Genomic DNA, 20,343 nt, shown 5'->3' on the forward strand with positions numbered 1-20,343 from the left:
CGCTCCCACAGGAGGCGATGGTGGATACAGAATTTGTGACCACCATCGATCCCTGTGGGAGCGGGCTTGCCCGCGAAGAGGCCCTGACAGTCATTGCATCAACATCAGAATGAGAGAGAACTTCAAGCATGAGTGACTCCGGCCGCGCCGACGCGCTGTTAGCAGACCTGCCCCGCGATGGCCGTGGCCGGCTCAAGGTGTTCCTTGGCGCCGCCCCGGGGGTCGGCAAGACTTACGCCATGCTGCAAGCCGCCCACACTCAACTGCGCCAAGGCGTGAAAGTCATGGCCGGGGTGGTCGAAACCCACGGTCGCGCCGAAACCGAAGCGCTATTGGCTGGCTTGCCGCAGCAACCGTTGGTGCGCTCGGAATACCGTGGCGTGATGCTCGAAGAAATGGACCTCGACGGTCTGCTTGCCGCCAAACCGAAACTGGTGCTGGTGGACGAACTGGCCCACAGCAACGCCCCCGGCAGTCGCCACGCCAAACGCTGGCAAGACATCCAGGAATTGCTGGCTGCCGGCATCGACGTGTTCACCACGGTCAACGTCCAGCATCTGGAAAGTCTCAACGATCAGGTGCGCGGCATCACTGGCGTACAGGTGCGCGAAACCCTGCCGGACTGGGTGCTGCAAGAAGCCTACGAACTGCTGCTGATCGACCTGCCATCGCGTGAGCTGCTGGAGCGACTGCGCGATGGCAAGGTCTACGTGCCGGAGCAGGCGCGGGCGGCCATCGATGCGTTTTTCACCCAGACCAACCTCACTGCCTTGCGCGAATTGGCGATGCAAACCGCCGCCGCTCAGGTGGATAACGATCTGGCCCAGGGTTATCGCCAGTTGGGGCAGGCCGCGCCGGCGGTGCGCGGTCGCTTGCTGGTGGGCGTCGATGGCGATGCTCAGGCCGAGCGCCTGGTGCGTCACGCCAGTCGTGTGGCCCAGCGTCGGCATCTGCCGTGGAGCCTGGTGCATGTGGACAACGGCCGTGTGCGCGACGAGCAATCGCGCCTGCGCCTGCAAAGCGCTCAACAACTGGCCGAACGCCTCGGGGGGGAAGTGGTGTTGCTGCGCGCCGGTGAGGTGGCGAAAACCTTGATCCAGCACGCCGCTGAACGACGCGCCAGCCTGGTGCTGGTGGGCCAGTCGCGCCAGCGTTTGCGTCGACGGTTGTTCGGTGGCGGGCTGGCGTCTCGTTTACTGCGCGATGCTCGCGGGCTGGAAATCAACGTGCTCGACAGTGATCAGGAACAGCATCAGCCGCGCCAACGCTCGGCGCAATCGCTGGTCTGGTTCGACTACGCGTTGGCGCTGCTGGCAACGGTGCTTGCCAGTGCTCTGGCTTGGGCGGTCTCGAGCGTCTTGCCGCTGCCCAACATTTCGCTGGTGTTCCTCGCGGCGGTGTTGCTGGTGGCGGTGCGCAGCAGTCTCGGCCCGGCATTGGCCTGCGCGGCGCTGTCGTTTCTGACCTATGACTTTCTGTTCATCCCGCCGACGTTCTCTTTCAGCATCCAGCGTGAAGAGGACGTGCTGACCTTGCTGTTCTTCCTGCTGATGGCGGCCCTCACCGGCAACCTGGCGGCGCGGCAACGGCGACAATTGCAGGCCTTGCGCGACACCCAGGAAGAAACCAGCGAACTGCTCGACCTGTCGCGCAAACTCACCGCTGCCACCGACCGTCAGGCCGTGGTCAGCGCTGCGGCGCAGCACCTCAATGGCTGGACCGACCTGAAACTGTGCCTGCTCAATCGCGATGGCCAGAGCGGCTGGAAAGTCGAAACCGGCGGGCCGCTGGAGTTCTCCGAAGCCGAGCGCGCCGCGGCCGATTGGGCCTGGCAACACGACCAACCGGCCGGCGCAGGCACCGGCACCTTGCCGTTCGGGCGCTGGTGGTGGTGGCCACTGTCGGTGGATGATGGGCCGCTGGCGCTGCTCGGTGTGTGTGCCAAAGAAGGTCAGACCCTGAGCGGCCAGCGGCGGCGCTTGTTGACCGCGTTGAGCCAACCGCTGGCCCAGGCATTGGCCCGCGCGCAACTGGCCGATGACCTTGAGGCGGCGCGCTTGCATGGCGAAACCGAGCAACTGCGCAGCGCGCTGTTGGCCTCGGTGTCCCACGATTTACGCACGCCGTTGACCTCCATGCGCGGCAGCATCGACAGCCTGTTGGCGCTTGGCGAGGCGATTCCCTTGGAGGACCGCCGCGAACTGCTCGAAGGCACCCGCGATGAAGCCGAACGGCTGGATCGCTACATTCAAAACCTGCTGGACATGACGCGCCTCGGTCACGGCGCCCTGAAGCTTTCGCGGGACTGGGTGTCACCGGCAGACATCGTCGGCAGCGCGCTCAATCGTCTGCGCGCGGTGCTGGCGTCGCTGCAGGTCATTACCGAAGTGCCGGCCGAGTTGCCGCTGCTCTATGTGCATGCCGCGTTGATCGAGCAAGCGCTGGTCAATGTGCTGGAAAACGCCGCGCGTTTCTCTCCCCCCCGCGGGCGTCTTGAATTGCGTGCCGGGGCCACTGACAGCGAGCTGTTTTTTTCCGTGAGCGATGAAGGGCCGGGGATTCCGGAGGAGGACCGGGCGAAGATTTTCGACATGTTTTACACCGCCGCTCGTGGTGATCGCGGCGGGCAGGGCACCGGGCTCGGGCTGGCGATCTGTCAGGGCATGGTCGGTGCCCATGGCGGGCGGATCAGCGTCGCCGACGGCATCGAAGGGCGCGGTACCTGCATCACGCTGCACCTGCCGTTGCAGACTCAACCGGGATTGGACAGTGAAGCCTGATCTCGCCTGCGCTACTCTCTTGCCACTTCTTTGTGTTGATATGAATTCATGAGCCAGACTGCGACCATTTTGGTCATCGACGACGAACCGCAGATCCGCAAATTCCTGCGCATCAGCCTTGCCTCCCAAGGCTATAAAGTGCTGGAGGCCGGCACCGGCACGGAAGGCCTGGCCCAGGCCGCATTGAATAAACCCGACCTGCTGGTGCTCGACCTTGGCCTGCCGGACATGGACGGCCAGCAGGTGCTGCGCGAGTTTCGCGAGTGGTCGGCGGTGCCGGTACTGGTACTCTCGGTGCGCGCGAGCGAAGGGCAGAAAGTACAAGCCCTGGATGGCGGCGCCAACGACTACGTGACCAAGCCGTTCGGCATCCAGGAATTTCTGGCTCGGGTGCGCGCCTTGCTGCGTCAGGCGCCGACGGGGGAGGTTCAGGAAGCGGCGCTCAGTTTCGGCCCGCTCACCGTGGACCTGGCTTATCGCCGGGTGCTATTGGACGGCGCCGAAGTGGCGCTGACGCGCAAGGAATACGCCGTACTGGCGCAACTGGCGCGGCATCCGGGGCGGGTCATCACCCAGCAGCAATTGCTCAAGGACATCTGGGGCCCGACACACACCGAAGACAGCCACTATCTGCGGATCGTGGTCGGGCACTTGCGGCAGAAACTGGCGGATGATCCGACTCAGCCACGGTTTATCGTTACCGAAGCCGGGGTTGGGTATCGGTTGTTGAGTGAGGGTAGCCTTTAGTTTTTGTGGTGCCTGATCCTGCGCCATCGCGGGCAAGCCCGCTCCCACAGTGTTCCGGGTGTTCACAGATCATGTGATCGCCACAAAACTCTGTGGGAGCGGGCTTGCCCGCGAAGAGGCCCTCACATTCACCCAGGAACCTCAAGACTCCCGCTCATTCTCATACCGATCCAGCGTATCGCGCGCAATCTCGCGCCCCAGCGCGATCAATTCCGGCGCCTTGTAGAACTCGAAAAACCGGCATACCCGCTTGGGCACGTTGATCAGGATATCCGGCGGATACCCGGCAATCTTGTACTGCGCCAATGAGGTCTGCATCACCTCGAAACTCTGGTTGATCAGGTCCAGCAAGGACGCCGGCCCGACGTTGTCGATGATGAACGAGCCGGTGGCGGATTTCGGTGCGCCGTTGCTTTCCGGGGCCGCCGCCGGTTGCTGGCCTTCGGGCTCGGCGGATTCGATCCACGGATTGATATCGGCCGCTTCGGCCATCAGCGCTTCCTTTTCCAGCAGCAGCAATTGTTCGGCTTGTTTGCGGCGGAAGGGCAATTTCGAGCCCAGCGAGTTGATCAGACTGTCGAAGCGGGTCCTGAACGCGGCCGGGCGCTGGATCACTGGCAGTTGATAGTGACGCTGGTTGGTGGAGTTGAGGTTGACCGCGATGATCAGGTCGCAATGGCTCGACACCACCGGCACGATCGGCAACGGGTTGAGGATGCCGCCGTCCACCAGCATTCGATTGCCCTGCATCACCGGCGTGAACAGGCTGGGGATCGCCGCCGAGGCGCGCATGGCCTGGTGCAGGCAGCCTTCCTGGAACCAGATTTCCTGCTGGTTGGTCAGGTCCGTGGCCACCGCCGTGTAGGGAATGCGCAGGTCTTCGATGTTGATCTCGCCGACGATTTTGCGGATCTGCCCGAAGACCTTTTCCCCGCGAATCGCGCCCAGGCGAAAGCTGACGTCCACCAGACGCAACACGTCGAGGTAATCCAGGCTCTCGATCCAGTCGCGATAATCCTTGAGTTTACCGGCGGCATAGATCCCGCCGACGACTGCGCCCATGGAGCAACCGGCGATGCAGGCGATGTCGTAGCCGCGCCGTTCGATCTCTTCAATGACGCCGATATGGGCGTAGCCCCGGGCGCCACCCGAGCCCAACACCAGTGCGACACGCTTTTTCATGAATCGACCTCTCTGACAAGGTTCAACAATGCACCCATCGAGGGGCACGCTTCAATCGCTATGGTCGTTCGACGGGGCAATAGCGTCGTTTTTTGACACTCAATAAAGGCGAATGGGTATCCTCGCGAGCGCTATAGTTTCCACTGCGGGTCCAAGGCACTTTTCACGCGCCAGGCCGTCTTAGCTGCACGACTGTTTATTATCTTTGAGGTGTGAGTGATGAAAGCCTGGATCTGTGTGCCGTTGATTGCCCTGGCACTCGCCGGTTGTGCCGGTAAAACCGCTTACCGTGACAGCTGCGGGAGCCAGCTCGACGCCGCCTGGCGTGAACTGGATCTGGCCAAGGTCGAGGGCTTTGCCGGGACAGTCAGCTACTCCAAGGCGCTGTCGTTGCTGACCGGCGCCAAGACCCAGCAACAATTCGAAGCCTATGAGGGTTGTACCAAGAAAGCCGAGAAGGCGCGCTTCTACATTCGTGAGTCTCGCGCCGGCCGTTGAAGCATGCTATAGCCAATGGGGGTATTCGATTCAGGGAGCAAGCGATGTCTGCCTTGGTTGATCGGTTGGTGGCTCACGTTCTGAGCCTGGACATTCGCCTGCTCGCCTGTCAGGCACGCTTGAGTGCCCGAACCGACTCTGAAGCGCTGCACGATCTACGCACCACCGTGCGGCGTTTGCGCAGCTTGCTGCGGCCCTTGCGCGGTTTGCCCGGGGTCGAGCAACTGGAAGCGGCGGCATCCCGGGTCGGTGACCTGACCACGCCGTTGCGCGATCGCGAAGTGCTGGCAGCGTACCTGCTCCAGCACGATCAACCCGAGGCCGCGCACCGGCGTATGGTGCGCATGGACGAGGCTTATCCCGTCGTCGCGGCGAGCCCGGAAGTGGCGCAAATGCTGATGATCCTCGATGCTTTTCCGCGTTTCTTGCGCGCTTCCCAGCGTCAGGGTTTGCTCAAGGGCTTGCGCAAGCGCATTGAAAAACGCCTGGGCAAACAGTGGAAGAAACTCGACCAGGCCCTGCATGACCCCGCCCACGACCGCCATCGCCTGCGCCTGCTGATCAAGCGCGTGCGCTATGGCATCGAAGCCTACCCCGAACTGGATCGCTTACCGGAAGCGGCCCTGCCCAGACTGAAATCGGCGCAGGCTGCCTTGGGCGATTGGCACGACAGCTGGCAGTGGCTGGACCGCGCCAAAGAAGAGCCCGATTTGCAGCCTTGTGTCGCGGTCTGGAAAACCACCTTGGCCGAGGCCGAAGCACGCGCCGACCGCGTCCTCGACAAACTCAGCGCCGCCTGCTTCAAATCCTGAACACACTAAAGATCAAATGTGGGAGCGGGCTTGCTCGCGAAGAGGGCATAACAATCAACGTAAATGTTGAATGTCAGACCGCTTTCGCGAGCAAGCCCGCTCCCACATTAGTTTGTGTGTTCAATGTTGGCACGGCTCATCTGTCAGTGATTTTGGCCGGAATAAGCGCTGTGTCGGCTTTGCTGGCTGGTTAAGATCGTTCCATCCATATTCTTGCCTCTGAGGTTCCCATGCACTTTTCCGATCTGCTCGACGCTGTGCGCAGTCAGCCGCAGGAGCTGTCTATTCCGGCCGAATGGGGCCAGGGCCGGGCGAGTTTTGGGGGGCTGATAGCCGCCTTGCAATACGAAGCCATGCGCGCAAAAGTCCCGGCGGATCGTCCGGTGCGTTCGCTGGCAATCACCTTTGTCGGCCCGGTCGAACCGGATGTACCGGTCAGTTTTGAAGTCGATGTGCTGCGCGAAGGCAAAGCCGTCAGCCAGGTGTTGGGCCGGGCGATACAGAAGGGGCAAGTGGTGACGTTGGTCCAGGGCAGCTTCGGCGCCTCGCGACCTTCCGAAGTGGCGGTCACGGCTAACACCGCGCCCGAGATGAAGCACTGGGACGACTGCCAGGAAATGCCCTATATCAAAGGGGTGACCCCGGAATTCATGCGTCATCTGGCAATGCGCTGGAGTGTCGGTGGCCTGCCGTTCACCGGCAACACCTCCCGCGAGATGGGAGGTTGGGTGCGCTTGCGTGGAGAAGGGAGGGACGAGGTGGTCAGCGAGGCGCATATTCTGGCGCTGGTCGACGCCTGGCCGCCGTCCTTGTTGTCGCATCTGAAGAAACCGGCGGCAGGCAGCACGCTGACCTGGACCATCGAATTCGTCCAGCCGTTGCTTGCGTTGAGCACGCTGGACTGGTGCAAGTACCTGGTGGAAGTCGAGTATGCCGCTGACGGCTATGGGCACGCCGCCGCAAAACTGTGGAGCGAAGACGGTCAGTTGATCGCCATGAGCCGGCAAACCGTCACGATTTTCGCCTGATCAATCACGATGGTCTTTGCGATCACTGAACGGCTCGCAGGCTTGCGCCTCCAGGCGGTGACCGTGACGCTTGAGGCCCAGGGCGGCGAGCAGGCCGATGACACCGATCGCGATGCTCGCCAGGTCCAGGCTGAACACCCCCGAGACCATCAGCAAAAACGCCACGATGAACAGCGGCACGGCAATCAGGTGCAACACCTGATGGGTCGGGTCCTGATGATTATGCGGGTACGTTCGCCATTGCCAGGCGGGAAGGTTGGGATGACGTTTGCCCATGATGCTTATCCTTTATTCGTGAGGCGCTTGAATAAAGAATAGGCCCGGCAAAAGCGGTCGACGAATCAAGGCTGGCTATCGAAGTGATAGGGGTCATGGTCAATATTGATGTTGCTCGGTCTGACGCCTTCGCGGGCAAGCCCGCTCCCACAGGTAATGCGCAAATTTTAAAATAGCGCTAATCCTGTGGGAGCGGGCTTGCCCGCGATGGGGCCGTCACAGTTTCAGCTGACCTATGGCCTTGTTCAATTCCCCCGCCAACATCGCCAACTCATTGCTGGTAATCGCCGAATTCACGGTCTGCTGCACGGTGTTTTCAGTCACATCGCGAATGCTCACCACCGCCCGATTCATTTCCTCCGCCACATGGCTCTGCTGCTCGGCCGCCACTGCGATCTGCGTATTGCTTTCACGCATCTGCGCCACCGCTCCGGTGATTTCGGCCAGGGCCACACTGGCTTCCTGAGCCTGCTGCATGCAGTCGTCCGCCTTGTACGAGCTTTCCTGCATGAAATCCACGGCGTCCCGAGTGCCGGCCTGCAGCGCTGAAACCATGGTGGTGATTTCGTCGGTGGACGCCTGGACTCGCTTGGCCAGGTTACGCACCTCATCGGCGACCACCGCAAACCCGCGACCCATTTCCCCGGCCCGGGCCGCTTCGATGGCCGCGTTAAGGGCCAGCAGGTTGGTCTGTTCGGCGATGCTGTGGATCACGCTGACCACGCCGTTGATCTTCTGGCTGTCCTCGGCCAGACGCTGAATCATCTCGGCCGTTTGCTGCACGCCGGTGGACAACCCGCCAATCGATTTCTGCACACGAGTGACCACTTCCTGGCCGCTGCCGGCCAGGGTGTCGGCGGTTTGCGAGAGGTCGCGGGTGGCGCCGGCGTGTTGGGCGATGTGATGGACCGTGGCGGTCATTTCGTTGATCGCTGTGGCGGCCTGATCGGTTTCGCTTTGCTGACCGAGCATGCCGTGACGCACCTCGTTCATGCTCGAGGCCAGCCGCGCGGCACCAACATCCAGTTGCCGGGCAGTGCTGGCGACGGTGTTGACCACTCGCTGGTAACCGGCCTGCATGGCGTTGAAGGCGTTGGCCATCTGTCCGACTTCATCCTTGCAAGCCAGCGGCACACGGGCCGACAGGTCGCCGCTTTTCTCGACATGGAGCATCACGTCTTTCAAGGTATTGAGCTGGCTGAGCAGGAAGCGGATCAACAGTTGCGACGCGCCGAGCATTGCCAGCATCAGAATGAATACCGCTACCGCATAGTGGGTGAAGCGTTCGCCGAATACTTGGCTCAGGCTCGGGCCATAGGCAATCACCGCGATCTGTTGACCGTCAGGGCGAGTGAATACCTCGGCGCCCATCAACGGGTTTTCACCGAACAGCGGCATAGCGTTGATCTCGACCCAGCCGTTGGTATCGGTCAGCTCCAGCACCAGTTGCCCATTCAGTAACGGCGCCTGTCCGCGATTGAAGGTCAACAGGTTATCGGCCTTGGGCAGCGGTTGCCCGGCAGGCCAGGCATTGAGCAATCGCGCCTGGGCCTGAGCCGAAGCCTGGGCGGCGTGGCTGCGGGCCTGTTGTTCAAGCTGCACGGCGTACAGCACCAGCAGCAGGGTGGTGACGAAGGCGACGGCGTTGACCGCCCAGAATTTGTATTTCAGCGAGATGTTGCTAAGCCAGGCACCCATGGAGGTCTTCTCTGATAGCGGAAACAGTTTTGGCAAGGTGCCAGTATTGTGCCGCTATGCAGGGATTCAGATGTTGATGCAGGTCAACGAGCACAGCCTATCCAAATGTGGGGAGCCTGCTCGCGATAGCGGTCTGTCAGCAACATGAATGCTGCAGGTGCCACCATCGCGAGCAGGCTCGCACACAGGGAATTGTGGTTATTGGGGGATCGAAGGCAACCCGTAGAATGCCCGTGCACATGCTGTGGTGTGGTTTGCCAGGTCTTCCTGGCTTTCCCCACGATGCAACGCCACCTCACGCAACACCTCAGTCAGATACGCCGGCTCGTTGCGGCCATTCTTCGGCTTGGGGCGCAAACTGCGGGGCAGCAGATATGGCGCATCGCTCTCCAGCATCAAGCGCCCGCGTTTAATCTCTTTGACCAGTGGATGCAGGTGTGTACCCCGGCGCTCGTCACAAATCCAGCCAGTGATGCCGATGTGCAGATCCAGATCGAGGTAGCTGAACAGCGCCTTCTTTTCACCGGTGAAGCAGTGCACCACGGCGGCTGGCAACTGGTCGCGGTAATCACGCAGGATCTCCAGCAATCGTTGGCTGGCATCGCGCTCATGCAGGAACACCGGCAATTGCAGTTCGATCGCCATCGCCAGATGTTCTTCCAAGACTTTTTCCTGTTGCGGGCGGGGCGAGAAGTCACGATTGAAATCGAGGCCGCATTCACCCACGGCCACCACGTTCGGCTCCTTGAGCAAACTGCGCAGACGCTGATCACTGTCGGCGTTCCAGTCGCTGGCCGAGTGCGGGTGAATGCCGGCCGTGGCGAACAGCCGTTGAGCGCTTTCGTCCAGTTGCTGGCACAGCTCCAGCGCCTGTTCACTGCCCTCGACGCTGGTCCCGGTGAGCACCAATTGGCAGACCCCGGCAGCATAGGCACGGTCGAGTACAGCCTGGTGTTTGTCGGCGAAACTGGGGTTGGTCAGGTTGACGCCGATATCGATGAGTTGCATGGTGCTACCTCGGACCAAAGGCCGGAAAGCATATCAGAGCTGTAGATTTATAAGAAAAGCCAAGAACTACAACCAGTTAAAGCTGTCTGTTGAGGCCGCGAGACAGGTCGGGTTGGTAGAATTGCCATCACTGTGCCACTCTCACGCACTTTGCCAGCGCTTCAGGCGCTCTGTTCCTGTCGCTCGACGTCATGAAATCATCCATGAAGTCGACCTGTATTCTTTCCGGAGAGTGGATGATTCGTCCCTCGGTTTTGTTACTGCTGTGTTGCTCGTTGCTACTGCCCATGCCGGCGGTTGCACGTCTGGCCGGGCCGTTGCAAGCCGTGCCGGCGGCCAAGGTCCGCGACCTGGCGGAGATTCGCAGCAGCCGCGTGTTGCGGGTGTTGGTCAACCAGAGCCGCAACAGCTCCGGTGAAGTCCAGGGCCAGGCCATCGGCGTTGAATACCACCGCCTGCGCGCTTTCGAACAATACCTCAATGGCCATGCCCGCGATGGCCAGGAAATCACCCTCAAGATCATTCCCAAGGCCAAGGATCAACTGCTCGGCGCGTTGCAGCGCGGGGAGGGTGACTTGGTCGCGCCGGGGGAATTACTCGATCCGCAATCGGGCCTCGCCGTCAGTACCAGTCAGCCGATTGCCAGTAACGTGCCGTTGCTGCTGGTGGGGATTAAAGGCGAACGACGTTACACCCGTCTCGAACAACTCTCGGGCAAAACCCTCGCGCTGCCCACCGGCAGTGCCGCCGGGGATGCGGTCAGTCAGATCAATCAGAAGCTCGCGCTGCACAAACTGCCTCCGGTGAAGATCGAGTGGGTCGATCCCAGCCTGGCGGTCGAGGACGTGCTGGAAATGGTCCAGGGCGGGATCTTTCATCTGACGATTGTCGAGCAACCGATTGCCGAGCGCTGGGGCAAGATCCTGCCCAAATTGCGTTTCGATCGTCAGGTCATGATCAGCGAACCAGGCGAGGAATATTGGTTTGTGCGCCGCGACGCTTCAATGCTGCGTTCGAGCATCGATCGCTTCCTGACGACTTACAAGAAACCGTCGGACCAGGATGCAGCGTTCCTGCGAATCTATCGACGCCTGTATCAAGTGCACTATCCCTTGGCCAAGGCCGATCGGCAGCGCCTGGAAAAACTTCGACCGGTACTGCAAAAACATGCCGAAGCCCAAGGCATGGACTGGCTGAACCTGGCAGCGCTGGCCTTCAAGGAGTCGGCGCTGCAACCCAACGCCAGAAGCGGTAGCGGCCCCACCGGCCTGATGCAAATCACCCCGTCCGCCGCCCAACGGGTTGGCGTGAGTAATATTCAAAACCTCGACGCCAATGTGCAGGCCGGCGCCAAGTACCTGGCGATGATTCGCCGCAAGTTTTTTGCCAGCCCCAAACTCAATGAGCGCGAGCGCATGGCATTCGTGCTGGCGGCCTACAACATGGGGCCGGAGCGGGTTCAAGGCATGCGCGCCGAGGCCCGGCGGCGCGGCTTGAATCCTAATCAGTGGTTTTTCCAGGTCGAGCGCATTGCCATGGAGCAGGTGGGAATGGGGGCTGTCAGCTATGTTAATAGCGTGAACAAGTATTACTTGGCGTTCGATCGGGAGCGGGAGTCGTTGGAGCCCCAGGGGCAAAAAGTGGCCTCACGGAAATGATCGACTAAGCTGATTGTTATGGTGCGTTTTTTGCGCTTTTAACATGAGTTTTACTGATTAATATAGCGGCCAACCAACACACACTCACAATGGATGACACAGCATGAGCACTCTGATCAACAAGGTACTGTTCACTCGCGCGGGCTACGGTCTGACGATTCTGCGCATTTTCGTCGGCATCATCTTCGCGGCCCATGGCGCACAGAAACTCTTTGGGGCATTCGGCGGCTACGGCATTGCCGGTACTGCGCAGTACATGGAAAGCATTGGATTGGCGCCGGGCAATGTGATGGCTATTCTGGCCGGTGGTACCGAATTCTTCGGTGGCCTGGCACTGATCATCGGTCTGCTGGTACGCCCGGCAGCGCTGGGGCTGACCTTCCTCTCTCTGGTGGCTATTTTCACAGTGCACATCAGCAACGGTCTGTTCATGGCTAACAACGGTTATGAGTTCGCCCTGGCTTTGCTCGGTGGCAGCCTCGCGGTGCTGATCGAAGGTGCAGGCAAACTGTCGGTAGACCGCGCCATCACCGACTGACCGCTCTCGCTCAACAAAAAGGCCTGCATTGTGCGACGCACTGTGCAGGCCTTTTTTGTTGTGCGTGATTCTTGACACTGTCTGGTCAGCTTCTCTAGGATGCTGCCCATGCGCCGATTTAAACAGCTACTTGCGGGGCGCCAGGTGACTCATTCAGTTGCCGATAGAAGCTTGAAACAGGCTTCGAAATACCGCTAAAGCGCTGGTTCGGTGTTGCCTCTCACCTGCCATGCAGACTTTTGAGGCAGAGACACGACACAATGAATGCATTAAGCCCCGTTATACGCCCCGCGCCGATCACGGCACACCTCACCCAGCGCAATCCAAAAATCCTGCTTGGCGGTAAACATCAGCCGACGCTTTTGCGTTACCTCGATGGCTGGCCACGTCGTACCGGTGGGCCTGCTGCCTTCCTGATTCAGTTTGTCGACGATGGCGAGTCACTGGCACGGTTCGCCAACGACAGTTTCGATCTGGCGGTGATTCTGGCACCCAACGCCGAGGATGCGCCTGAAGTGATCAGGCAGCTGACTCGCGTGGCTCGCCAAGGGCTGATTACTCGCCGCTGAAAGAGGCCTGCGTGTCATTGTGGGTGTTTTTTTTGCCTGCCGCGAAATTGATTGGCGTGCAAGCAGTTCAGGACAATTCGACTGCGGGTTGTCCAATCGGTATTGATAATGAAGAACTTCTGGATATAACTATTTTCGTCATTCGATTCAAACCAAGTATCTATTTTATTGCTGAAATCGTCGGGTACAAAGAAGGGTAAAACGTATTTGGCGCATTGTATTGAACGCAGCACATAAGAAGGTTTGTATTGCGTGGCGACCTCGTCCATAAAGGCTTTCAATTGTTGGGTGGTCATGACATTGTCGCCAGACCATTTTTGTTCCACTCCGGGCCAGAAGTCGGAGTTTTGAGTGAAATGATTATAAGCAATGACGACCGTTTTTCCTGGGTGTTGATTCCATAGTTGGTCAAGCGTCAAGTGGCGCAGATCTTTAGAGATGGATCTGTAACCGATTTTACTATTGATAAGTTCACACAACTCCTGATGAGCTTGTGGGGTAAAGTTCTTGAACTCGTGAAAGTCCAGGATGAAAATTTCCCGCGCCCGGGCCGATTTGGTTGAAGGCGTATCGTAGAAGTCATTCACCATGTCTAGAATATCGACGCTGACCGTGCGTCCGGACGACGTCATGTGGAAAATCTGGAAGCGGTGTGCCCGGCCGACAGGCTTGCTGCTATAGAACTCTACCCTTAGGTCCAGCACCCGTACGCCGGCGGCCACTTGCTCCTGAGGGCTGACATCTTGTGTGATCTCTTGAGGTAAAAATGCGTTCGGCGCTTTTTTGTCATAGCCTGAATCATGCGACCCCGGCAGAATAAGTTCGTCGATACGCAAGTTTTCGATATGTAGCGTGTTGTTCATCCAGCGATCAAACATGTTATTCATTCCTTTGAATAAAGTTAACTGATTAAGTAAGGCAGGCATCCGCCAACAAGATTGTCAGTTGTCGGGCTGTCTGGCGGCTTGATAGTTGTTCTTTGTTGTTTTTAAGTCAAGTTGGAAGGCGGGGATGTTTGCGGCTTATTGTTTCGATGTTGTAGGTAGGGTGTTACGGGTAATTGATGTCTATAATATAAACGCACTGTTCGCCAGTCGGTGTTTGCACTCGAACTTCGGCGTCCAGCGCTTTGCCGATCAGGGCGCGTGCCAGCGGCGAGTCGATGCTGATCAGCCCTTGTTTCAAGTCCAGTTCATCTGGCCCGACGATGCGATAGCGCGACTCTTTGCCTTCTTCATCTTCAATGGTGACCCAGGCGCCAAAATAGACTTTGTTCGGATCGCTGGGCTTCTCGCTGACGACCTTCAGTGCTTCCAGCCGTTTGGTGAGAAAACGCACGCGACTGTCGATCTCGCGCAACATTTTTTTGCCGTAGGTGTACTCCGCGTTTTCCGAGCGATCGCCCTGTGCCGCCGCCTCGCTGACCGATTGCGTCACTTGCGGTCGGCGCACATGCCAGAGTTCATGAAACTCGGCCCGCATCCGCGCTTCACCTTCGGGGGTGATCAGCGCGGTGCCAGCGGTGCGGGGAGGGCGATAACGGCTCATGGCGACTTCTTGTGGTTGAATACGTGATCAGAGCGCTTGAGTTTATCAACCCTCGCGCAAGACTGTCAGGGGGCTGGCGTTCAAGGCACGGCGCGTACCGAACACACCGGCACCGCCGATCAGCACGGCCCCGATCAGCGGCAACACCAACAGCCATGGATGCGGATGCCAGGGCAGGTCGAAGGCATAACGGTAGAGCACCAGGCTCACCAGTTCCGACCCCAGTGCCGCCAACAATCCGCTGACCGCGCCGAGCAGACCGAACTCGATCCGCCGGGCCCTGACCAGTAACTGTCGTTCGGCACCCAGCGCTCGCAGCAATGCACCTTGGCGAATGCGTTCATCCAGCGTTGCCTGCAAGCCGGAGAACAGCACCGCCATGCCCGCCGCCAGCACAAACAACAGCACGTATTCCACCGCCAGGGTGACCTGGCCGAGAATGCTGCGCAGCTGCGCCAGCAACGCTTCGACTTGCAGAATGGTCACTGCCGGAAAACTTCGGGACAGATCAACGATCTGCTGATCGTGACCGGGCGCCAGATAGAAACTGGTCAGGTAGGTCGCCGGCAAGTCCTTCAGGGTGCCGGGCTGGAAGATCATGAAAAAGTTCGGCTGGAAGTTGTCCCAGTTGACTTCCCGCAGACTGGTGACTTTCGCTTCCCGATTGACCCCGCCAACGGTGAATACCATGTGATCGCCGAGCTTGAGCTTGAGGCTTTCGGCGACTTTACCTTCCACCGATACTCCCGGTATCTCATCCGATGGTTGCTGATCCCACCAGTTGCCGGCGGTGAGTTTGTTGCCCTCCGGCAGCTCGGCCGCCCAGGTCAGGCTCAGGTCCCGTTGAATGGCTCGATCACCGGCAGAATCCTTGCTGACGATGTCCTGCACCGGCTCTCCATTGACGCTGATCAGCCGTCCCGGCACCACCGGGTACAGCGGCGCCGATTGTGCCGACAACTCCATCAGTCGATCGGTAAAGGCCTGTTTGTCCGCCGGCAGAATGTTCAGGGCGAAGTAGTTCGGGGCATTTTTCGGCAACTGGTTTTGCCAGGTGTCGAGCAATTCGCCACGCAGCAAAGCGATCAGTGCCATCGACAGCAGAATCAAACCGAAGGCCAGGGCTTGACCGGCCGCCGCCAGTGGATGGCGCAGCAGTTGGCCCAAGCCGAGGCGCCATGGCAACTCGGCGCGCGCCAGCATCCGGCGCAGGCTTTTGAGTAGCAGCAACAGCAAGCCGCCCAGCACCAGTGCCGCGATCACACCGCCGCCGAGCAGGGCGAAAGTCAGCAACAGGTCCAGGCTCAAGCGCCACATGATCAGGCCGAGGGCGCCCAATGCCGCGCCATAAACTATCCAGCTGCTGGACGGAATCGGCAGCATGTCGCGACGCAACACGCGCAACGGTGGCACCCGACCCAAAGCGGCCAGTGGTGGCAGGGCGAAACCGGCCAGCGCCACCAGCCCGGTGCCGATCCCCGCGATGGCCGGCAGCAGGCCACCCGGTGGAACATCGGTCGGCAATAAATCACGCAGCAGTGCAAACAGCCCGAGCTGCGCCAGCCAGCCGAGCAGGGCGCCGCTGACGCTGGCGAGCAATCCGAGTACGGTCAGTTGCAGACTGAACAGCACCATGGTTTCCCGACGGGACAGGCCCAGGCAGCGCAGCAATGCGCTGGCATCGAATCGGCGCGTGGCGAAGCGTGTCGCCGACAACGCCACCGCCACGCCGGACAGCAACACCGCCACCAGACTGGCCATGTTCAAATAACGTTCAGCCTTGCCCAGGGCGCCGCCGATCTGCCGATTGCCATCGCGAGCATCCTGGATACGCTGGTTGGCCGCCAGGCCTGGCTTGATCAGTTGCCGATAGGTTTCCAGCGCCGAGGGGGGGCCGCGCCAGAGTTCGCGGTAACTGACCCGGCTGCCGGGTTGCACCACGCCGGTTGCCTCAAGGTCGCTGAAGTTGATCAGCACCCGTGGCGTCAGGCTGTAGAAATTGCCGGCGCGATCCGGTTCGTAGGTCAGCACTCTCGCCAGCGTCAGGGTTTTCATGCCGACGTCGATGCTGTCGCCGATCTTCAAGTCCAATGCGGTCAGCAGTCGCGCTTCGACCCAGGCTTCGCCGGGTTTCGGTCCGCCACCGGGTTCTTCCGGCGCGAAGGGCGCGGGGGCGCTTTTCAGTTCGCCACGCAATGGGTAGACGTCATCGGCGGCTTTGATACTGGACAGCTGAATGCCGTTGTCGGTGGCGATGACGCTGGAAAACTCCACCACTTGAGCGTGTTCAAGGCCCAGCTCTGTGCCGCTCCTTACCTGTTCCGGTCGCGCCGGTGAACTGCCTTCGAGTACCAGGTCGGCACCGAGAAACTCGGTGGCGCGCAGCATCATGGCGCCGTTCAGGCGGGCGCCGAAGTAACCGATAGCAGTACTCGCCGCCACGGCCACCAGCAAGGCGAAGAACAAAACGCGCAACTCACCGGCACGGGCATCGCGCCATAATTGGCGCAGGGCGATACTGAACAGGCGCAACAGCGGCAAGCGTGCCATCAAGGCTCCAGAGGGGCGACCAGCAGGCCGGCTTCAAGGCGGATCAGGCGCCGGCAGCGATGTGCCAGGCGTTCATCGTGGGTCACCAGCACCAGGGTCGTGCCGCTTTCCTGGTTGAGTTCGAACAGCAAATCGCTGATGCGCTCGCCGGTGTGGCTGTCGAGGTTGCCGGTGGGCTCATCGGCGAACAGCACGTCGGGCTCGGCGGCGAAGGCCCGGGCAATCGCTACGCGCTGCTGTTCACCACCGGAAAGCTGGCGCGGCGAGTGGGTCAGGCGTTGGCCCAGACCGACCCGTTGCAGCAGTTCGGTGGCGCGCTCACGGGCGTCTTTGCGGCCATCGAGTTCCAGCGGCAGCATGACGTTTTCCAAAGCGTTGAGACTGTCGAGCAGCTGGAATGATTGAAAAACAAACCCCACATGCTCGGCGCGGATGCGTGCGCGTTGGTCTTCATCGAGATTGCTCAGGCCTTGCCCGGCGAGGGTGACTTCACCGCTGCTCGGCAGATCGAGGCCAGCGAGCAGGCCCAGGAGGGTGGATTTGCCGGAACCGGAGGCGCCGACGATGGCCAGGCTATCGCCCTTGTTCAGTTCCAGGCTGAGTTCGTGCAGGATAGTCAGTTCACCTTCCGCGCTCGGAACCACTTTGCTGAGGTTCTTCGCGGTGAGAATGCTTGCGCCCATGGAGAATCCGATGCGTGTGTGGTTTTTGAGTGCTGGCCTGGCCTTGATGTGCATGGCCCAGAACGCAGCGGCGGGTACAGTCCTGATCGTTGGCGATAGTATCAGCGCCGGTTTCGGCCTGGATACCCGCTTGGGGTGGGTGTCGTTGCTCGAGCAACGGCTCAAGCGCGAAGGTTTCGACGATAAGGTGGTCAATGCATCCATCAGCGGCGACACCAGCGCCGGAGGCCGGGCGCGCCTGCCGGCGCTGCTTGCAGAGCATAAGCCTGAGCTGGTTATCCTCGAGTTGGGAGGCAACGATGGGTTGCGGGGAATGCTGCCAACACAATTGCAACAAAATCTTGCGTCGATGATCGACAGCTCCCGCGCCAGTGGTGCCAAGGTACTGCTGTTGGGCATGCAGTTGCCGCCCAATTACGGTGTGCGTTACACCCAGGCCTTTGCCGAGGTTTTCGCCAAGGTGGCCGATGAGAAAAAGATCCCGCTGGTGCCGTTTTTTCTCGACGGTGTGGGCGGTCATCCGGACCTGATGCAAGGCGACGGCCTGCACCCGGCTGCGGCGGCTCAGGACAAGTTGCTGGAAAATGTCTGGCCGACACTGAAACCGCTGCTTTGACGCTTTTCTAGCGGCGGTGTTTCGGCTAAGGTGGCGCCCCCGATTTGGAGCCCCCGATGCCGCGTCCTGCCTGGTCCCTATTTGCCTACCAACTGATCGAGCCTGACGAACAGCTGGATCTGTTCGCCTGCCAGGAAGTGCGCGTGCATCTGGTGACTCGTCAGTTGGAGTTGGGCGGCTCGGTGGACCGAACCTTGTGCGGCAGCCTGTTGCCGGCGCAGCCGCGCTGGTCGAGCGTCGACCGTACCGTGTTCCAGGACCAGCGCCTGTGCTCGCTGTGCCGGGCCATTCTGGAGTCGCAAAAGCGCGGCACCTCGCCGATCTGGCCTGAGTTGCGGTTCGAGCTTTAGGCCCCTGTGGTGAGGAGGGGCCCTGTGGCAAGCCTCCAACCGCAGATCCCCCAACCGCAGGTCTTTACGTCTCCCCGAAATAACGGGCGGCGGTGTACAATCCCGTTTTTATACCCTTGTCGATCATGCGAAGGATTTTCCGGATGTTGCCGCGCTTTCCCGCCGTCACCCGCTGCCTGTCTCTTGCCGCCCTCTGTGTCGCGGGTCCGGTAGCAGCATTGGAGCTACCCCTGCCACCTCCCGGTGAAGACATCATCGGCCAGGTGCAAGTGATCAAGGCCAAGTACGAAGACACCTTCGCCGACCTTGGCACCACCTACGATCTGGGCTACTCGGAAATGGTCGCGGCCAACCCTGGGGTCGATCCATGGCTGCCGGGCGCCGGGACCGAAATCGTCTTGCCGACGCGTTTTATCCTGCCGCCGGGCCCCCGTGAAGGCATCGTCATCAACCTGGCTGAATACCGTCTCTACTATTTCCCGAAAGGCCGGGATGTGGTGTACACCTTCCCGTTGGGTATCGGCCGTGAAGGCTGGGGCTCGCCGATTGCCCACACCAGCATCATCGCCAAGACGCCGAACCCGACCTGGACGCCTCCAGCCTCGATCAAGGCAGAGCACGCCGCTGATGGCGATCCACTGCCGAACGTGGTGCCGGCCGGCCCAGACAACCCGCTGGGGCCGTTCAAGTTCACGCTTGGCACGCCGGGCTACCTGATCCACGGTTCGAACAAGAAATTCGGTATCGGCATGCGCACCAGCCACGGTTGCTTCCGCATGTTCAACAACAACGTGCTGGAAATGGCCGGCATGGTGCCGGTCGGGACGTCGGTGCGGATCATCAACGATCCATACAAGTTCGGCCTCAGCGCCGGCAAGGTTTATCTGGAAGCGCACACGCCGCTGGACGATTCGGGCAACCCTTCGGTGGTCGACAAGCACACTGCGGTGATCAATGCGATGCTCAAGCGTGAGGACATCACCAACAACTTGCGCATGAACTGGGATGTGGTGCGTGACGTGGTTGCCGCTGAAGATGGCCTGCCGGTGGAAATCGCCGTGCCAAATGCGTCGGCGTCGATGGTAACGAGTGCGCCGATCGACCTGCAGCAGTAACGCTTTAAAGGAACCCGCCGACGCAGGCCGCGTCGGCGGGTTTTTTATGGCCTGCAGAAACAGCGGGCAATAAAAAAGCCGACCCAAAAAATGGGTCGGCTTGATAACAATCCCGAAGGACTATTACTTGCGGCTAGCTTTTTCCAGCATGCGCAGAGCACGCTCGTTAGCTTCGTCAGCAGTCTGTTGTGCTTTTTGAGCAGCAGCCAGAGCTTCATCAGCTTTACGGTAAGCTTCGTCTGCACGAGCCTGGGAGCGAGCTGCTGCGTCTTCAGTAGCAGTCAGACGTGCTTCGGTTTCTTTCGATACGCTGCTGCAACCGGTAGCCAGAACTGCGGCCAGAGCCAGAGCAGAGAATTTCAGAACGTTGTTCATCGTGTTCCCCTTCAAGGACTTTCTATTAAGTAGCTGTCTCCTCAGAGTGAGGAAATAGCCGGCGTACATACTACCCATTACTTGTAGTAAGTAAACTGACGTAGAGCAAGAAGCAAAAAAAATTGTAGGCGTTGATTCTTTTTCGAGCAACTTTTAACTGCATTGTATAAAAAATATCCAGCTGCGAGGCCCGAGCTGAGCGAGCCGCCAAAGAAAAGTTCCCCACCTCGGCAGCTGTTTTTCAGTCTCGACTAAAGTCTGTCTAGATGGAATCGTCCACACTTTTGTTCGGATTTTGCGTAGCGGCTCTCA

19 protein-coding genes and 1 pseudogene are annotated in these 20,343 nt (G+C 60.0%); 11 read left to right on the top strand and 9 right to left on the bottom strand.

Features of this window, described 5'->3' with window-relative positions; translation table 11 throughout:
* Positions 1 to 128: 128 nt before the first annotated feature.
* Both AB7M26_RS13500 and AB7M26_RS13505 read left to right on the top strand, forming a co-directional pair.
* Entirely contained in the window at positions 129 to 2,780 is a 2,652-nt protein-coding gene (locus AB7M26_RS13500; protein WP_429378605.1) for a DUF4118 domain-containing protein, read from the top strand.
* A gap of 48 nt (positions 2,781 to 2,828) precedes the next feature.
* Positions 2,829 to 3,527, top strand: coding sequence for a response regulator (locus tag AB7M26_RS13505; protein WP_123494486.1), 699 nt, complete (start codon positions 2,829 to 2,831; stop codon positions 3,525 to 3,527).
* Positions 3,528 to 3,668: 141 nt separating this feature from the next.
* Here AB7M26_RS13505 and AB7M26_RS13510 read toward each other — a convergent pair whose 3' ends face one another.
* Complete coding sequence (locus AB7M26_RS13510) at positions 3,669 to 4,709, bottom strand: patatin-like phospholipase family protein (protein WP_123494485.1); 1,041 nt, start codon at positions 4,707 to 4,709, stop codon at positions 3,669 to 3,671.
* Between the two features lie 219 nt (positions 4,710 to 4,928).
* On the opposite strand from AB7M26_RS13510, the gene AB7M26_RS13515 reads away from it, so the two are divergent.
* From AB7M26_RS13515 to AB7M26_RS13525, 3 genes are all read left to right on the top strand, one after another.
* Positions 4,929 to 5,207 carry a hypothetical protein gene (locus AB7M26_RS13515; protein ID WP_095055823.1) on the top strand — a complete coding sequence of 93 codons (279 nt, stop codon included), beginning with the start codon at positions 4,929 to 4,931 and terminating at the stop codon, positions 5,205 to 5,207.
* Positions 5,208 to 5,251: 44 nt separating this feature from the next.
* Positions 5,252 to 6,019: a CHAD domain-containing protein gene (locus tag AB7M26_RS13520; RefSeq protein WP_123494483.1), complete on the top strand. Its 768-nt coding sequence runs from the start codon at positions 5,252 to 5,254 to the stop codon at positions 6,017 to 6,019.
* Between the two features lie 230 nt (positions 6,020 to 6,249).
* Positions 6,250 to 7,047 (top strand): acyl-CoA thioesterase, encoded by a 798-nt coding sequence (locus AB7M26_RS13525; protein WP_429378608.1) that lies wholly within the window; start codon positions 6,250 to 6,252, stop codon positions 7,045 to 7,047.
* Between the two features lie 12 nt (positions 7,048 to 7,059).
* Here the strand turns inward: AB7M26_RS13525 and AB7M26_RS13530 are convergent.
* The 3 genes and pseudogenes from AB7M26_RS13530 to AB7M26_RS13540 all read right to left on the bottom strand — a co-directional run.
* A pseudogene (locus AB7M26_RS13530) lies at positions 7,060 to 7,323 on the bottom strand (terminase); the annotation flags it as partial.
* Between the two features lie 216 nt (positions 7,324 to 7,539).
* On the bottom strand, positions 7,540 to 9,021 hold the full coding sequence (locus tag AB7M26_RS13535; protein ID WP_429384737.1) for a methyl-accepting chemotaxis protein: 1,482 nt from the start codon (positions 9,019 to 9,021) through the stop codon (positions 7,540 to 7,542).
* Between the two features lie 198 nt (positions 9,022 to 9,219).
* Positions 9,220 to 10,029, bottom strand: a complete 810-nt coding sequence (locus AB7M26_RS13540; RefSeq protein ID WP_429384740.1) for a TatD family hydrolase — start codon at positions 10,027 to 10,029, stop codon at positions 9,220 to 9,222.
* 236 nt (positions 10,030 to 10,265) lie between these two features.
* Between AB7M26_RS13540 and AB7M26_RS13545 the strand changes: the two genes are divergently transcribed.
* The 3 genes from AB7M26_RS13545 to AB7M26_RS13555 all read left to right on the top strand — a co-directional run bounded on the left by AB7M26_RS13545 (position 10,266) and on the right by AB7M26_RS13555 (position 12,794).
* On the top strand, positions 10,266 to 11,687 hold the full coding sequence (locus tag AB7M26_RS13545) for an MltF family protein (protein WP_123501214.1): 1,422 nt from the start codon (positions 10,266 to 10,268) through the stop codon (positions 11,685 to 11,687).
* 103 nt (positions 11,688 to 11,790) lie between these two features.
* Positions 11,791 to 12,225: a DoxX family protein gene (locus AB7M26_RS13550; RefSeq protein ID WP_123501216.1), complete on the top strand. Its 435-nt coding sequence runs from the start codon at positions 11,791 to 11,793 to the stop codon at positions 12,223 to 12,225.
* Between the two features lie 260 nt (positions 12,226 to 12,485).
* On the top strand, positions 12,486 to 12,794 hold the full coding sequence (locus AB7M26_RS13555) for a hypothetical protein (RefSeq protein ID WP_052964043.1): 309 nt from the start codon (positions 12,486 to 12,488) through the stop codon (positions 12,792 to 12,794).
* Positions 12,795 to 12,808: 14 nt separating this feature from the next.
* On the opposite strand, the gene AB7M26_RS13560 is transcribed toward AB7M26_RS13555, so the two are convergent.
* The 4 genes from AB7M26_RS13560 to AB7M26_RS13575 form a co-directional block, all read right to left on the bottom strand.
* Positions 12,809 to 13,672 carry a PI-PLC domain-containing protein gene (locus AB7M26_RS13560; RefSeq protein WP_429378615.1) on the bottom strand — a complete coding sequence of 288 codons (864 nt, stop codon included), beginning with the start codon at positions 13,670 to 13,672 and terminating at the stop codon, positions 12,809 to 12,811.
* Between the two features lie 172 nt (positions 13,673 to 13,844).
* Positions 13,845 to 14,342, bottom strand: a complete 498-nt coding sequence (gene greB, locus AB7M26_RS13565) for a transcription elongation factor GreB (protein WP_123501220.1) — start codon at positions 14,340 to 14,342, stop codon at positions 13,845 to 13,847.
* Between the two features lie 45 nt (positions 14,343 to 14,387).
* The gene (locus AB7M26_RS13570) at positions 14,388 to 16,892 is read right to left on the bottom strand and encodes an ABC transporter permease (protein WP_429384747.1); all 2,505 of its coding nucleotides are present in this window, start codon (positions 16,890 to 16,892) and stop codon (positions 14,388 to 14,390) included.
* On the bottom strand, positions 16,892 to 17,575 hold the full coding sequence (locus AB7M26_RS13575; protein ID WP_007899869.1) for an ABC transporter ATP-binding protein: 684 nt from the start codon (positions 17,573 to 17,575) through the stop codon (positions 16,892 to 16,894). The genes AB7M26_RS13570 and AB7M26_RS13575 overlap by 1 nt, the downstream gene beginning before the upstream one ends.
* Before the next feature lie 10 nt (positions 17,576 to 17,585).
* Here AB7M26_RS13575 and AB7M26_RS13580 point away from each other — a divergent pair, with 10 nt between their 5' ends.
* From AB7M26_RS13580 to AB7M26_RS13590, 3 genes are all read left to right on the top strand, one after another.
* A complete protein-coding gene (locus tag AB7M26_RS13580; RefSeq protein WP_123501223.1) occupies positions 17,586 to 18,191 on the top strand; it encodes an arylesterase in 606 nt (201 codons plus the stop codon).
* A gap of 56 nt (positions 18,192 to 18,247) precedes the next feature.
* Positions 18,248 to 18,541, top strand: a complete 294-nt coding sequence (locus tag AB7M26_RS13585; RefSeq protein WP_008075246.1) for a hypothetical protein — start codon at positions 18,248 to 18,250, stop codon at positions 18,539 to 18,541.
* Between the two features lie 143 nt (positions 18,542 to 18,684).
* Positions 18,685 to 19,656: a L,D-transpeptidase family protein gene (locus tag AB7M26_RS13590; RefSeq protein WP_123501225.1), complete on the top strand. Its 972-nt coding sequence runs from the start codon at positions 18,685 to 18,687 to the stop codon at positions 19,654 to 19,656.
* 123 nt (positions 19,657 to 19,779) lie between these two features.
* Here AB7M26_RS13590 and oprI read toward each other — a convergent pair whose 3' ends face one another.
* On the bottom strand, positions 19,780 to 20,031 hold the full coding sequence (gene oprI, locus AB7M26_RS13595) for an outer membrane lipoprotei OprI (protein WP_003172710.1): 252 nt from the start codon (positions 20,029 to 20,031) through the stop codon (positions 19,780 to 19,782).
* Positions 20,032 to 20,343: the final 312 nt, after the last annotated feature.

The organism is Pseudomonas sp. F-14 TE3482 (genome assembly GCF_053629455.1).

Bases quoted from the DNA above. Each gene is read 5' to 3' on its own strand.
- AB7M26_RS13500 (WP_429378605.1), top strand. From the start codon at position 129: ATGAGTGACTCCGGCCGCGCCGACGCGCTGTTAGCAGACCTGCCCCGC.
- AB7M26_RS13505 (WP_123494486.1), top strand. From the start codon at position 2,829: ATGAGCCAGACTGCGACCATTTTGGTCATCGACGACGAACCGCAGATC.
- AB7M26_RS13510 (WP_123494485.1), bottom strand. From the start codon at position 4,709: ATGAAAAAGCGTGTCGCACTGGTGTTGGGCTCGGGTGGCGCCCGGGGC.
- AB7M26_RS13515 (WP_095055823.1), top strand. From the start codon at position 4,929: ATGAAAGCCTGGATCTGTGTGCCGTTGATTGCCCTGGCACTCGCCGGT.
- AB7M26_RS13520 (WP_123494483.1), top strand. From the start codon at position 5,252: ATGTCTGCCTTGGTTGATCGGTTGGTGGCTCACGTTCTGAGCCTGGAC.
- AB7M26_RS13525 (WP_429378608.1), top strand. From the start codon at position 6,250: ATGCACTTTTCCGATCTGCTCGACGCTGTGCGCAGTCAGCCGCAGGAG.
- AB7M26_RS13535 (WP_429384737.1), bottom strand. From the start codon at position 9,021: ATGGGTGCCTGGCTTAGCAACATCTCGCTGAAATACAAATTCTGGGCG.
- AB7M26_RS13540 (WP_429384740.1), bottom strand. From the start codon at position 10,029: ATGCAACTCATCGATATCGGCGTCAACCTGACCAACCCCAGTTTCGCC.
- AB7M26_RS13545 (WP_123501214.1), top strand. From the start codon at position 10,266: ATGATTCGTCCCTCGGTTTTGTTACTGCTGTGTTGCTCGTTGCTACTG.
- AB7M26_RS13550 (WP_123501216.1), top strand. From the start codon at position 11,791: ATGAGCACTCTGATCAACAAGGTACTGTTCACTCGCGCGGGCTACGGT.
- AB7M26_RS13555 (WP_052964043.1), top strand. From the start codon at position 12,486: ATGAATGCATTAAGCCCCGTTATACGCCCCGCGCCGATCACGGCACAC.
- AB7M26_RS13560 (WP_429378615.1), bottom strand. From the start codon at position 13,672: ATGTTTGATCGCTGGATGAACAACACGCTACATATCGAAAACTTGCGT.
- greB (WP_123501220.1), bottom strand. From the start codon at position 14,342: ATGAGCCGTTATCGCCCTCCCCGCACCGCTGGCACCGCGCTGATCACC.
- AB7M26_RS13570 (WP_429384747.1), bottom strand. From the start codon at position 16,892: ATGGCACGCTTGCCGCTGTTGCGCCTGTTCAGTATCGCCCTGCGCCAA.
- AB7M26_RS13575 (WP_007899869.1), bottom strand. From the start codon at position 17,575: ATGGGCGCAAGCATTCTCACCGCGAAGAACCTCAGCAAAGTGGTTCCG.
- AB7M26_RS13580 (WP_123501223.1), top strand. From the start codon at position 17,586: ATGCGTGTGTGGTTTTTGAGTGCTGGCCTGGCCTTGATGTGCATGGCC.
- AB7M26_RS13585 (WP_008075246.1), top strand. From the start codon at position 18,248: ATGCCGCGTCCTGCCTGGTCCCTATTTGCCTACCAACTGATCGAGCCT.
- AB7M26_RS13590 (WP_123501225.1), top strand. From the start codon at position 18,685: ATGTTGCCGCGCTTTCCCGCCGTCACCCGCTGCCTGTCTCTTGCCGCC.
- oprI (WP_003172710.1), bottom strand. From the start codon at position 20,031: ATGAACAACGTTCTGAAATTCTCTGCTCTGGCTCTGGCCGCAGTTCTG.